This window comes from Paraburkholderia bonniea (genome assembly GCF_009455625.1).
GTDB lineage: Bacteria > Pseudomonadota > Gammaproteobacteria > Burkholderiales > Burkholderiaceae > Paraburkholderia > Paraburkholderia bonniea.
Map to the genome: position 1 here is coordinate 3,022,617 of NZ_QPEQ01000001.1, position 13,423 is coordinate 3,036,039.

Here is a 13,423-nt window from a genome sequence, read left to right on the forward strand (position 1 = left end):
CGTGCCATGTCTATGGCAGACTTGCGCGCTGCGCGTCACAGACCAGCTCGAACCAGGCCAGAACCCAAGCTGCTCCTGGCCTTGTGGCTAACGCTGGCGGGACACAGTGGCGTGCCACGCGGATCGTTGCTAGAGTGCTCGCAGGCTTTTCACCTCAGGCAGTCACTGCAATAGCAGCAGCCATGCACCAGCTTCGCGCATGCGCCACATCCCAGCCCCCATGTCACAACACACGCACTTCTTTTGTGCGTTCAGGAGAATCCCCATGAAGCAACCCAATGATGTTTTCAACGACCTGCAAGCCAAGGTCAGCGACCTGCTCAAGAACTCACCCGTGAAAGATGTCGAACGCAACGTGAAGGCCGTGCTGTCGCAAGGCTTTTCTAAACTCGATCTGGTCACGCGTGAAGAATTCGATACCCAAACCCAGGTTCTGGTGCGCACCCGTACACGGCTGGAAGAACTCGAGCGGCGTGTCGCCGAACTAGAGCAAAAAATGCCGCTCACGCCTGCTTCATAGGCTAATCAGGCGGCGTATCACTGGCGAGCGAGCCGTGACGTCATCAGCGTTTTAATGGGGCGGCGCGCAACCCGCGCGGCCCGACGGGAGAAGTTATGTCGCTTGCCGTGGTGCGCAGTCGCGCGCCGGCCTCTGGCCGCGCGCCCGAAGTTACAGTCGAAGTTCATCTGGCCAATGGGCTGCCGTCTTTTTCCATCGTTGGCCTGCCCGATCTCGAAGTCCGTGAAAGCCGCGAGCGCGTGCGCGCCGCGCTGCAAAACTGTGGCTTCGATTTCCCGGTCCGCCGTATCACCGTCAATCTGGCACCCGCCGATCTGCCTAAAGAGTCAGGCCGCTTTGATTTGCCCATTGCGCTTGGCATCCTCGCGGCGAGCGGGCAAATCCCGGCTGAAGCCATGCTGTATCGGGAATTCGCTGGCGAGCTCTCGCTCACAGGGGCGCTGCGGCCTATGCGCGGGGCCTTTGCGATGGCCTGCGGCACGGCTCGCAGTCACAGCACACTGCTTCACGCTCCGCCCGGCGATCCAGCCATCGCCCGCACGTCTGAGCCTCGTACACCTGAACCGCGCACGCCAGAGCTTTACCTGCCAGCTGCCAGCGCCGCCGAAGCCGCGCTAGTGCCGGGCGTCGATGTGTATGGCGCGACCGATCTCCCAACGCTGTGCGCCCATCTGGCGCGCGTGCCTGACGCACGCCTCTCGCCAGTGCACGCCGTGTTGCCCGACGCCAGCGCCGCACGGGCAACGCAACTGGACATGGCCGACGTAATCGGCCAGCAAGGCGCGCGACGGGCGCTCGAAATCGCGGCGGCCGGGGGCCATCACATGCTGATGGTGGGCCCGCCAGGGGCGGGCAAATCCATGCTTGCCGCGCGCTTGCCGGGCATTTTGCCGCCGATGACGGACGACGAAGCGTTGGCCTCAGCGGCCCTGCTGTCAGCCAGCATGCTCGGGTTCTCGGCCGCGCAATGGCGCCAGCGGCCATTTCGCGCGCCGCATCATTCCTCTAGCGCGGCTGCGCTGGTCGGCGGGCGCAATCCGCCGCAGCCGGGTGAAATCACCCTGGCCCATCTAGGCGTGCTGTTTCTTGACGAATTACCGGAATTTGACCGCCATGTTCTGGAAACCTTACGCGAGCCACTTGAGGCGGGGCGTATCACGATCTCACGGGCCGCCTTGCAGGCTGATTTCCCCGCGGCATGCCAGTTGATTGCTGCGATGAATCCGTGCCCCTGCGGCTGGCGCGGCGACCCGGGCGGCCGCTGCCGCTGCACACCAGAGATCGCCGCACGTTATCTGCGCAAGCTGTCGGGGCCGCTGCTAGACCGGATCGATATTCAGATTGAGCTTCCGGCGCTCACGCCTGCAGAGCTATCGGTACGCGCCAGCACGCCAGGAGAGGCAAGCCACGTGATCGCGGCGCGGGTGAGTGCGGCGCGCGAAGTCCAGCGCAGGCGGCAAGGCAAAACGAATCGGGAGCTAAGCGGACGCGAGGTAGATGAAGTGTGCCGCCCTGACCCGGCCGGTGAAGCGTTGCTGCGCGAGGCGAGCGAGCGTTTTGGCTGGTCAGCGCGGGCGTATTACCGGGTGCTGAAAGTGGCCCGGACAATCGCGGATATGGCGCAAGTGGCCATGCCTGATGCCGCGCAGATTGCAGAGGCGGTGCAGTATCGGCGAGGGTTTTCTGGCGGCTGATGGAAGAGCAGTAGAGGGCTCTGAGCGGACAGCGTGAGGAAAACGCGAGGAAAGCCCGGCTCGCAGCCCGAATTTCAGCCTGGTGCCTGCGGGTTTCTCGCTCATGAATTGCGCAAAAAAGGATCACGCCCGCCTCTTCCCTGCGCTCAACATTCCCGGCTGTCTACAACGCGCAGGCGGATTAAACCTATTGCGCATAACCCATCATCCACTGCGTCAGAAGCAAAAAAATGCACTCAAGTCTTGACTTATGCACAACTTCGAAATTCCGAAAAACTTTAAGACACCTGCCCTGCAGATTCTTAGCAGACCAAGCAAGTCATTGATTTTATTGAATATTGTCGTTTGCCAAGATCGCGGGCAAACTAACTCAAGCCCCACCAGACGGGCTTTAGCGAGATGCGAATCAAGGTTGTCCACAAAGTTATCCACAGCTCCTGTGGGTAACAGTGAAAACCTCCATAAAATCCGGCTATTAGCGCCATAACCTGCGGTGGAGCATTCACTTCGAGCTGCGCGGCCACACTCGCTGGCCGTGCGGTGGCTTCGCGCCTAGTACAGCTTGAACGACTGAAAAAACTGGTCGATTTGTTCTTCGGGGGGAGCTTGACTGGCGATGATTGCCGCTTGGTAGACGTGGCGTCCCTTGGCGACGAGGCGGGCATACAACACCCGTTTCTCGTGTTGCGGCCCGGCCTTGCCGGTCAGCGTCATTTCAAGGCCCAGTACCTGCCCACCTGCAGCAAGCGGGATCTGGGTCGCGTGGGAATCAGGAGCGACGCCCAGGTTGCGCGCCAGCCCGGTGCGCAAAAATTCGAGCGCGGCACGCTGGGTTTGCACCTGGTCATCGGGTAACACCACCGTGCCCACCACAAAGACCGCATCGGCGGCTTCTGCGGTCTGCATCAGCATTTTCATCGACACACCGCCAATTTCGACCTGCCGCTCGTCCGCGCTGGGTTTGGCTGGTAGATCAACGGTGTAGCCGTTGTCGTTGTTCATGACCGTGCGCCAGTCGTAAGTCGGCGTGCAGGCGGCCAGGACACCCGTTGCCACCAGCAGCAACACCGCTGCGCGAACGCGGGGATGAAACGCTTGAGCGGAGGCGCGACGAGGCCTCAACGCAAAGCGGAAAAATGAGAGAAAACGGGACATATGAACGAGGTAAAGCCTGAATTAAGCGGAAAACCGGCATTATCCGCTTCTTGCGGTAAGCCTGCGCCGTGGTCGTGCTAATGCCGTGCTAATGCCGTGCTATAGCCACGCCAATGCCACACTAATGCAGCGAAACAAGCACGGGCTGAGCCCAGGGGGCAGGTCAATTACGCGAATTAATTGACGCTACAATAGCCGCGCCGTTCGCCCACCCAGTTCCGCTTCCGCTTCAATTAACTCTTCGACGACTCGGCTCTTCGACGCTTCGGTTCTTTTCAATTCACATGTGATGTCACGCGGCTGCCGTGCCTCACGCGTTTTCCCTGCGAGCCCCTTTATGACTTCCTCCTCTACCAAGCGTGCCTCGCCCGTCCGCTATGTCGCTATGTTGCTGATCGCGGGCGCTGTGGCGCTGGCGGGCTATTTCGCCTTTGGCGGACAGCAGCACGCCCCTGAGGCGACGTTCACCTTGCTCTCGGGCCAGAAAGTGTCCACGGCAGATCTCAAAGGCAAGGTGTATATGGTCAACTTCTGGGCCACGAGCTGCAGCACCTGCATTCAGGAAATGCCGCAGATGGTCGATACCTACAATCGCTTCAAGGGCCAGGGGCTGGAGTTCGTCGCGGTTGCCATGAGTTATGACACGCCCGCCTATGTCAACAACTACACCGTCACGCGCCAGTTGCCGTTCAAGGTGGCGCTTGATGATGGCTCAGCGGCACGCCAGTTCGGCAATGTGCAGCTCACGCCTACAACGTTCGTGGTTGATAAAAACGGCAAGATTCTGAAACGTTATGTCGGTGCGCCCCAGTTCAGCGAACTGAACCAGTTGCTCGACAACGCGTTAAAAGCGGCCTGATCTGGCCACTTCAGTCATTTCAGTCATCTCATTCACTTCAACCCGGCACGCGCCTCAGCGCGGCTCTCCCTCGCCTCGCGCACTCAGGCCATAGCGTTTGAGCTTTTCGTAGAGCGTCGCTTTGCCCAGGTGCAGTTGGTCCGCTGCGAGCGCAACTGCACCGCCCGCCTGCTCCAGCGCCTGCGCAATCAGCGCCCGTTCAAACTGCTCGACCCGTTCCTTCAGCGATAGCGGCTGCCCTGCCGGGGTCGCGGCCGCCAGCGCATCTTCCGCCACACCCAGCACGAACCGGTCAGCCGCATTGCGCAGCTCGCGCACATTGCCAGGCCAGTCGTGCTGCATCAGCCGCAATTGCTGAGGCCCGGAAACAAACGGCGCGGGCCGCTGGTAGCGCACCGCAGCATCCAGCACGAAATGCTCGAACAACGGCACGATATCTTCGCGCCGCTCAGCCAGCGGCGGCAGCGCGATCGTCACCACATTCAGGCGATACAGCAAATCCTGGCGAAACGCGCCAGACGCGACATGCCCTGACATATCCCCTTTCGCCGCTGCGATGACGCGGCAATTCACCCGCACCGGCTGGTTCGAACCAAGCCGCTCCAGCACGCCCTCCTGCAGTACGCGCAGCAGCTTGACCTGCAGCGCAAGCGGCATGCTCTCAATCTCGTCAAGAAACAGCGTGCCGCCCGATGCGTGTTCGAGCTTGCCAATTCTGCGTTTCGCCGCGCCGGTAAAAGCACCGGGCTCGTAGCCGAACATCTCGGACTCAAACATGGATTCAGGCAACGCACCGCAGTTAATCGCAATGAAGGCTTTGTCACGTCGTGGCGATAGCTCATGCAGGCTGCGCGCGATCAGTTCTTTGCCCGCGCCGGTATCACCATTGATCAACACCGGCGCATCCGTGGGCGCGACATTCGCAATCAGCCGCCGCACCTGCTCCAGCGCCGCGCTACGGCCAATGATGCGGGGCACGGCGGTGTGCTGCCCCGCCAGTTCGCGGCGCAGCGCGAGGTTTTCCCAAACCAGCTTGCGCCGCTCTACCGCACGCCGCACGGTTTCGATCAGGCGCTCGGAGGCGAACGGCTTTTCGATGAAATCGTAAGCGCCGTCGCGCATCGCCTGCACCGCCATCGAAATATCGCCGTGCCCGGTCACCAGAATCACCGGCACGTCCGGTGCCTGTTCGCGGCATTGCACCAGCAGATCCAGGCCGCTCGCGCCAGGCAGGCGAATATCGCTGACGATGACCCCGGCGAACTCACGGTTAATCAACCCGGCAGCGGCTTCGACTGAGGCATAACCTGCCACCTCAAAGCCCGCCAGCTGCAAGCTCTGCACGCTGGCGCGGCGCACTAGTTCGTCATCTTCGAAATACAGCACGGGCAAACCGCGCTCAAGCGTGATGGTCATTTTTATCTCAGGAACCCGAAACATGAGGAGACACTGGCCACGCTGATACGCGGCTGACATAGCCCGCGCAATCCGCCCGGCGTAGCGTCAGCGTGAAGCATGCGCCGCCATGAGCACCGTTGCGCGCGTCCAGCGTGCCGTCGCAGTCGCGGGCAATGGACGCCGCAATAGCCAAGCCAAGGCCTAGCCCCTGGCCCATCTCGCGGGTGGTGAAGAATGGTTCGAATAGCCGTGGCATCACTTCGGCCGCGATGCCTGGACCGTTGTCGTCCACGCGAACCGCCAGGGTCGTGGCCGTAGCTTCCAGCGTGAGCAAAAGATGCGGCCTGGCTACCTCAGCCATGGCGTCCAGCGCATTGCCCAGCAGGTTAATCAGCGCCTGCTCCAGACGCAGTTCATCGCAGTGAGCAATCAGATGCGGATAGTCGTCGTGAAGATTGAGCGTTTGCGTCAGTGGTGGATTACCGGTGGCGCTTGCATCGTTTAACGCCAGCGTCACCGTGATCCGCTCCAACCGTTGCCGCAACAACGCCAGCGCGTTGCGCAACGCGCGCACCACGGAAACCGTCGCATTGCGCGGCTGGGCCCGGCCAACAAACAGTTTGAGCTGGTTGGTGATCTTGCCCATGCGCTCGGTCAACGCCGCAATCGCCTCCAGATTTTCTTGCGCCGCCGCGTGTTCGCCGCGTGCCAGCAGCACACGGGTGTTATCCGAGAAACCACGCAACGCGGCCAGCGGCTGGTTCAGCTCATGCGTGATGCCCGCCGCCATCTGCCCGAGCGCGGCAAGCTTGCTGGCCTGGATCAGTTCGTCGTGAGCCGCGCGTAATTCCTGCTCAGCACGCGTGCGCTCCAGCACCTCGTTATGCAATTGCGCATTGGCCTCAGATAAATCAACCGTCCGTGCCGCGACGCGCTGATTCAGTTCGGCATACGCCTCTTGCAGCAAAGCCCGGCTGCGGATCATCTCGCCCAAGCGCGCGCGCCGCATGCGCCAGTAGAACGCCAGCAAGCAGAGCGAGACATAACCCAGGCCCGTGACAATCACCGCATTGCGCGCATCGGCATCGACTGGTGCGACGCTAGCAAGGGTCATCAGATGCCAGCTCGGCTCGCCAATCGCGCGGCGTGACACCAGGTAGCGCGGTGCCATGCCGCCGGTGCCCAGGCGCACGATCTCCGCGTCATCCGAAAAGCGCCGCTCGACACTCACCGGCAACGGCGTGATGTTCTGCTGCGCATACTGGCGAGTCCTGAAGATCGAATCAGCGAGCGCACCAGGCAATGGCCGCATCGTGTGGTACTTCCAGGCGGGCACGGATGACAGAAAAATCACGCCGTGATCGTCCGTGACAATCAGTGGCTCCGAAGCATCCGCCCCCTGGAACCATTCGAGATTGAGCTTCACCACGGCCACGCCAGCAATCTTGCCGTCCTGCCACACAGGTTGCGAAATGAAATAACCGGGGTCGTGCGAGACCGTTCCAATCCCGAAGAAACGCCCCACGCCACCATGCAGCGCATCAACGAAATACGGCCTGAACTGGTACTGCACGCCAACGAAACTGTCCGCGCTGCGCCAGTTGCTAGCGGCAACGCATAGGCCATCGGCCTTGATGACGTAGGCAACGGTGGCGCGAGCGTGCTGGTTCAGGTCTTCCAGATAGCGATTGGCACGGGCGACGTTGGCGGGGTTGGGTGAGGCCAGAAGATCCTGCACGAACGGATGTCTGGCGAGCAGGTAAGGGAGGGATTCGTAGCGTTCGAGCGTGTTTTTGAGCGCGCCCGTGGTGCGGTCGGCCCGCACTGAAGCATTGCGCCTGAGGCTATCAATGCCGCTCTGCCAGGCGAAATGCCACGTCAGGCCGCAAGCGGCGACCAGGCCGGTCGCCAGCGCGAAAAAAATCAGAAGGCGGCGCGTCACAGCAGAACAGTCCCGGCGAATGGAGGCGGGCTATTGTGGCATAGCGCTGTGACGCAAGATCTGTGGAAAGCACAGCGGAAAGAGCCGCAGAAAACGCCGCTAGCCAGCGGCGTCTGGTCACGGCTCGTGCAGCTAGTAAAGCGAGCGTTGCTTATGCCCCAGCGGCTTCTCTCACCGGCACGCTTTCGCCACGCAACGCGGCCCTCAGCTTGTCCCGGTCGAGTTCGTTCTCCCACGCCGACACCACTACCGTCGCCACGCCATTGCCCACGATGTTGGTCAACGCCCGGCACTCGCTCATAAAACGGTCGATACCGAGAATCAGCACCATGCCCGAGAGGGGAATCGTTGGCACCACCGCGAGTGTCGCCGCCAGCGTGATAAACCCCGCCCCGGTCACACCGCTCGCCCCCTTCGAAGTCAGCATGGTGACCGCAAGCAAAGTCAGTTGCTGAGTCCAGGTGAGATCGGTATTGGTGGCCTGAGCGATGAACAGCACCGCCATCGTCATATAGATGTTGGTGCCATCCAGATTAAAGGAATATCCCGTCGGCACCACCAGCCCCACCACCGAGCGCGAGCAACCGAGCTTCTCCAGCTTGAGCATCAGTTGCGGCAGCGCGGCTTCCGATGAGCTGGTGCCCAGCACGATCAGCATCTCTTCCTTGATATACGCAATGAAGCGCAGGATGTTGAAGCCCACCGCCCGCGCGATCACGCCCAGCACGACCACCACGAACACAATCGCCGTCAGATAGAACGTGCCAATCAGTTTGAGCAGCGGCACCAGCGAACCCACGCCGTACTTGCCAATCGTGAAAGCCATCGCACCAAATGCGCCAATCGGCGCGAGTTTGGTAATGATCCGCACCATGCCAAACAACACGTGCGAAATACCTTCGATGAAATCGGTGACGACCCGGCCACGCTCACCGACTGTCGCCAGCACACTGCCAAACAGCAACGCGATCAGCAGGATCTGCAAGATCTCGCCCTGTGCGAACGCCGACGAAATCGTGTCCGGGATGATGTGCATCAGGAATTCAACCGTGCTCTGGCCATGTGCCTTCGCCGCATAAGAGGCAACCGCTTTGGCATCCAGCGTCGACGGATCGACATTGAAGCCAACGCCAGGCTTAAGCACATGAGTGGCAATCAAGCCCAGCACCAGCGCGAAACTTGAGACGATCTCGAAGTAAAGCAGCGCCTTGCCGCCCACCCGCCCCACCTTTTTCATGTCCTGCATGCCAGCAATGCCCGTCACGACCGTACAAAAAATGATCGGCCCGATCACCATCTTGATGAGCTTGATGAAGCCATCGCCAAGCGGCTTCATGTCCACTGCGAACGCCGGGGAGTAGTGCCCCAGCACGATGCCAATGATGATCGCGGCGATCACCTGGACATACAGCACTTTGTAGAACGGTTTTTTCACGATGAATTCCTGCTGCAATCCTGCGGATTAGAAGAAACGCCAGAGCCCTGCTGGGCCACGACAAGACGATGGGTTCAACCTGACCGGATACGGATTTCGGACATCGCGTTGTCTCCTTGTTTTTGTCGAGGGTCTTGCTGACCTCTGGCTAACCATGCAAGGTCGATGCCAGCTCAACAAGATTTACAAACTATTGATTTGTTGATGATTTTTTATCGCGCGGCGTATCCGCTGTCTGGATTTCCGGAATTCTCGTGCCGCCCGTCGGCAAAACCGGAATGCCGCACGGCCTGGATTTGCTAAGCGGCGCTTAAATGCTCAGGCATTTAGGCGTTTATCCATTTAGGCATTCAGATATTCAGGTTATCGAGTGAAATCAGGTCGAGCCGGTCGGTGCAGATCAGATCCACGCCCCATTGCGACAACTCACTCGCCCGGGCCGGGTCATTGACGGTGTAAGCCAGCACCCGCAGGCCTTCAGCGCGGATTTGTCTCACCTGATCTGCGCTGAGAGAACGGTGATTGGTATGCAACGACACGCAGCCCAATTCACGCGCGATCTGCTTCCAGTTATGCGGCAGCACATCGAATAACACGCCGCGCGGCAGCGCCGGTGCTGCGTCGCGGGCAGCCGCCAGCGCATCGAGCGAAAACGATGAGAGCAGCGGCTGATTAAGTGCTGAGGCGGTTGCGGTTGCGGTTGCGGTTGCGGTTGCGGTTGCGGTTGCGGTTGCGGTTGCGGTTGCGGTTGCGGTTGCGGTTGCGGTTGCGGCAGGCCAGTGCAATAGCGCGGCTTGCGCAACAAGCTGGCCCGTGCGCACCTCACGCCCCGCGCACGGTTTGATCTCGACATTGGCAGCGATGCCCAAGCTGATGCAGCGCTGCGCCACCGCGGCCAGTGTTGGCAAACGCTCGCCGGCAAAACTCGCGCTGTACCACGAACCGGCATCGAGCGTGGCCAACTCGTTCCAGTTATGTCGTGCCGCCGCCCCATGACCGTTGGTCGTGCGTTCGAGAGTGTCGTCATGCAGCAGGAAAACCTCATCGTCGGCTGACAGCTTGGCGTCGAATTCAACCATCCGGTAGCCAAAGCGCTCGCACATGGCGAAACCAGCGAGCGTGTTTTCTGGTGCCAGCGTGCCACCGCAACGGTGAGCGACGAGGGGTGGGTAAGGCCATTGAGCTGTTGTGGGGTGGGGGTGGTTTTTGCTGCGGTTTTTGTTGCGGTTTTTGCCGTCCTGATTGCGCATCGCACTCACCTTTCAATTTTTGTTTCAGTAGCAAGAGGCTCCGGGGGCGATCGTATCGCGTGTGAGGAGATGCGGTTTTTCTGGGATTTTTTGTTTTGTCTCGTGGTGGATCGGGGCGGAAACGGTGTCATTGGTACGTCATTGGTACTGGCCGCGAATTCTTTCGGCCAGAAAACGTTGCACTAGAAATTCATCACTCCCATCTCGCTGTGCGATGACATCGCCGCGTTGCCGTTCGTGCGGAGCGCAAGCAATGTGCGTGGTCTGTGGTGAGTGGTGAGCATAGATACATGCCGAAGGCGCGGCACTGCGTGACGTTTCGCGGCAAATGGCGACCACCCCGACCACCGAATCGCTTATAGCGCAGGGCAAGCGCTGGATCAGACAAAGATTTTGAGTGCGTATGTAAATCCACTGCTAAATATATTGAAAGCGATATGGTTTTTATCTGGTGATTTATATGCCACCAAATAATGAGATGAATATATCCAATAAAATCATCGGCGTAGCAAAAAAAATAGAAATTAACTGGCGCGCGAGTGATTTGTAATAATATGTCAATTCTGGTTTTGGGTATTGAAAAATAAATTGGCTGTGTGATACTTGCGCCCCGAACCTGAAAGAAATTGATGAGGCGTAAATTAATCTGCTATCGCTAATGGCAGATTGAGAAATCCGTCAATTTTATATGGAAAAGATAAAAATTCAACCTCGCCGGTGATTTTTTAAAAATCGCTAGTCACTCTGGGAAGCTGCTTATGAAAAATAAACAAGATAAAAAAATGTATTCTATATTTATGCCTGTTATTTCCAATAACATGTGTAGATTTTTACTTTGTCTGGTGTTTTTTGGGTTGGCGCTGGTGGCAATTCTAACTCCAGCCACGAATCCAAATAATTTTGGCTTGGTTAGCAATCTGTGCTCAGTCGGACACCGCATTCCAATGGTTCGATCATTAATTTTCGGCAATCGTTATCCCTGTACATTATCAGCTAGTTACGGGCTTGCGGTATTTTTGGGCTTTTATATGAGTTTGATTGTATGCTTTTCGAAGACGAAAGATCCAATTAATTATCAAGATTTACTGTATGCCAGCCGTAAAAAAAAGGCGGCTGTGATTTTTGTCATAGCTTTATTTTTGGGTGGAACGTGGCTATTTGGGTCGCCGCCGCCAACCAAAGGAATAATGGGAATATTTACCTCCAACCGGGTAATGATTGCCATTAGCGCGCCTCTCTTTTACGGCGCTCACATCATGCTTTGGACAACCTTGTTTTTAATGATCAAACTGCAACTCAGAGGTGAAAAATGGAAGCGCTAACAAAATCCGATTTTGTCGAAATGCAAGAGAAGCTGGCAACCAGCGCATCTGATATCTGGACAGTAATCTCCAGTGAAATTACGACATCGCTGCAATGATCATCCCAAAAAAGTACAGACCTGGCAGATAAATACGAGCAGCTTGGCCGGAAAATGGCAAATCAGGCAAGCCGGCTTTCTTATCATTTAATGAATTTGGGTGATGGCGGGGGGGACGATTGCGCAGCAAAAGAATTTTCATGCAGTGAGTCAATCTATTTCCAATAATTTAGAAAAACTAAAGCAAGGCAGTATCGAGGGTTATAGGAATTATGGGAAGGCGATAGCCAATGCCGCACGATTCTCTAAATATGCGAAAGGCGTAGTGGCAGTCGGGGCGTTAGTTGATGGTTTAACACTAGGGAACGCAGTCATTAATGCGCAGAGAACGGGCAACTGGGTTCCTGTTGGTGGAGCAATTGGTTCAATTATTGGTAGTGCTGCGGCGGGTGGCGTGGGGCTTGCTGTGGCTCCAGTGCTATCTGGTGCTCTTGTTGCAGTTTTTGGTGTTGCGGCAGGTACCGTAGCAACTAGCGCAATCGTTGTTCTTTTAGCCGGAGGTCTTGCATACCTAGGCGGAAAAACGGGTGAATTACTCGGAATTATCATTGCCAACGCATTAGCCTGGGAAAATCCTCTCCCCGATATCGAAGCCTTCTTCAAAGACCTAAGCCTCGCCCTCGGCGCTATCGCCCCCCTAATCCTCGACCTAAACGGCGACGGCATCCACACCACCGGCGTCGACCAGTCCACCGCCCACTTCGATTTCACTGGCGAAGGCCACCGCACCCACACCGGCTGGATCACCACCGGCGACGGCTTTCTCGTGCTTGACCGGGACAGCAACGGCGCCATCGACACCGGCCACGAACTCTTCAGCAACTTCACCAAACTTGCCAACGGCACACTCCAGGCGACGACCTCTTAATCGGCTTCAACGGCGACGACATCCTCGACGGTGGCTCCGGCACCAACACCCTCGCAGGCGGCGCAGGCAACGACACCTACCTCCACGGCCGCCGTTCAGGCCATAACACGATTGAAGAAGGCTACGACCTCGACAAGCGCTACATCGACGTGGTGCGCTTCGACGCCGACATCCGTCCGCAGGACCTCACCGTCAGCCGCGAGCTATACACCAGCAACATCGTGATCAAGATTGACGGCTCGCATACCGAACTCAGAATCATCGATCAACTGGTCCAGCACAACGACGAGTACGTCAAAGGCATCGAACAGTTCGTCTTCGCGGACGGCACGATCTGGGACAAACAGACAATCGCCGAGAAATCCGCACGCACGCCGCAAATCAGAAGCCTGATGGGTTGGGCCGCAGGAGAGAACGCGCACCTGCACGATCCGATTGGCCACATGTGGAAGAAGTACTACGCGGCAGGCGGGAAGCGCGCAGGCGAAGAATCGTTTTATGCCGACGGCACTGCACCGCTGCCGTGGAGTTCGCGCAAGTCGCCGGGGATTGCGGGCAACAGGCTGGCAAACCCAGCGGTAATTTCGCCTGCCATGACCGAGATTGAACGTCAGGACGAGGCTTTTTATCAGGCGATGATTAGTGGTTACGCGAAATCATCGGCCACTACCACCCAATCACAATCCAACCGTGATTCAGGGCTTTTCGCGCAGCCGTTGATTGCGGTGAATGTTTAACGGGTAAAGCATCCAGATAGCCAGACACCACCAGCGCAACAAAAAACAGAAGCAGAAGAAAAAACCAAAAACCAAAAACAAAAAACAAAAAGCGGTGCCGGACCACAGAAAATCCGGCACCGCCCTCTCAATCAAACCCAATTAC

12 protein-coding genes are annotated in these 13,423 nt (G+C 58.1%); 6 read left to right on the top strand and 6 right to left on the bottom strand.

Going from position 1 to position 13,423, the window contains the following annotated elements; all coding sequences use genetic code 11:
* Positions 1 to 265: 265 nt before the first annotated feature.
* Both GH656_RS13340 and GH656_RS13345 read left to right on the top strand, forming a co-directional pair.
* Complete coding sequence (locus tag GH656_RS13340) at positions 266 to 520, top strand: accessory factor UbiK family protein (RefSeq protein WP_153076381.1); 255 nt, start codon at positions 266 to 268, stop codon at positions 518 to 520.
* A gap of 95 nt (positions 521 to 615) precedes the next feature.
* A complete protein-coding gene (locus tag GH656_RS13345; RefSeq protein ID WP_153076382.1) occupies positions 616 to 2,214 on the top strand; it encodes a YifB family Mg chelatase-like AAA ATPase in 1,599 nt (532 codons plus the stop codon).
* 552 nt (positions 2,215 to 2,766) lie between these two features.
* Here GH656_RS13345 and GH656_RS13350 read toward each other — a convergent pair.
* Positions 2,767 to 3,369 (bottom strand): hypothetical protein, encoded by a 603-nt coding sequence (locus GH656_RS13350; RefSeq protein WP_246184269.1) that lies wholly within the window; start codon positions 3,367 to 3,369, stop codon positions 2,767 to 2,769.
* A gap of 385 nt (positions 3,370 to 3,754) precedes the next feature.
* On the opposite strand from GH656_RS13350, the gene GH656_RS13355 reads away from it, so the two are divergent.
* Positions 3,755 to 4,228, top strand: coding sequence for a peroxiredoxin family protein (locus GH656_RS13355; protein ID WP_425495883.1), 474 nt, complete (start codon positions 3,755 to 3,757; stop codon positions 4,226 to 4,228).
* A gap of 54 nt (positions 4,229 to 4,282) precedes the next feature.
* Here GH656_RS13355 and GH656_RS13360 read toward each other — a convergent pair whose 3' ends face one another.
* From GH656_RS13360 to GH656_RS13375, 4 genes are all read right to left on the bottom strand, one after another.
* On the bottom strand, positions 4,283 to 5,644 hold the full coding sequence (locus tag GH656_RS13360; RefSeq protein ID WP_153076384.1) for a sigma-54-dependent transcriptional regulator: 1,362 nt from the start codon (positions 5,642 to 5,644) through the stop codon (positions 4,283 to 4,285).
* Positions 5,645 to 5,651: 7 nt separating this feature from the next.
* Complete coding sequence (locus GH656_RS13365) at positions 5,652 to 7,568, bottom strand: sensor histidine kinase (protein ID WP_153076385.1); 1,917 nt, start codon at positions 7,566 to 7,568, stop codon at positions 5,652 to 5,654.
* Between the two features lie 151 nt (positions 7,569 to 7,719).
* Positions 7,720 to 9,003, bottom strand: coding sequence for a dicarboxylate/amino acid:cation symporter (locus tag GH656_RS13370; RefSeq protein WP_153076386.1), 1,284 nt, complete (start codon positions 9,001 to 9,003; stop codon positions 7,720 to 7,722).
* A gap of 350 nt (positions 9,004 to 9,353) precedes the next feature.
* Positions 9,354 to 10,253 carry a glycerophosphoryl diester phosphodiesterase gene (locus tag GH656_RS13375; RefSeq protein ID WP_153076387.1) on the bottom strand — a complete coding sequence of 300 codons (900 nt, stop codon included), beginning with the start codon at positions 10,251 to 10,253 and terminating at the stop codon, positions 9,354 to 9,356.
* Positions 10,254 to 11,011: 758 nt separating this feature from the next.
* Here GH656_RS13375 and GH656_RS13380 point away from each other — a divergent pair.
* On the top strand, positions 11,012 to 11,575 hold the full coding sequence (locus tag GH656_RS13380) for a hypothetical protein (RefSeq protein WP_153076388.1): 564 nt from the start codon (positions 11,012 to 11,014) through the stop codon (positions 11,573 to 11,575).
* A gap of 78 nt (positions 11,576 to 11,653) precedes the next feature.
* Here GH656_RS13380 and GH656_RS13385 read toward each other — a convergent pair whose 3' ends face one another.
* Positions 11,654 to 11,815 carry a hypothetical protein gene (locus GH656_RS13385; protein ID WP_153076389.1) on the bottom strand — a complete coding sequence of 54 codons (162 nt, stop codon included), beginning with the start codon at positions 11,813 to 11,815 and terminating at the stop codon, positions 11,654 to 11,656.
* A gap of 3 nt (positions 11,816 to 11,818) precedes the next feature.
* Between GH656_RS13385 and GH656_RS13390 the strand changes: the two genes are divergently transcribed.
* Positions 11,819 to 12,541: a hypothetical protein gene (locus GH656_RS13390; RefSeq protein WP_153076390.1), complete on the top strand. Its 723-nt coding sequence runs from the start codon at positions 11,819 to 11,821 to the stop codon at positions 12,539 to 12,541.
* Between the two features lie 149 nt (positions 12,542 to 12,690).
* The gene (locus GH656_RS13395; protein ID WP_174769754.1) at positions 12,691 to 13,278 is read left to right on the top strand and encodes a calcium-binding protein; all 588 of its coding nucleotides are present in this window, start codon (positions 12,691 to 12,693) and stop codon (positions 13,276 to 13,278) included.
* Positions 13,279 to 13,423: the final 145 nt, after the last annotated feature.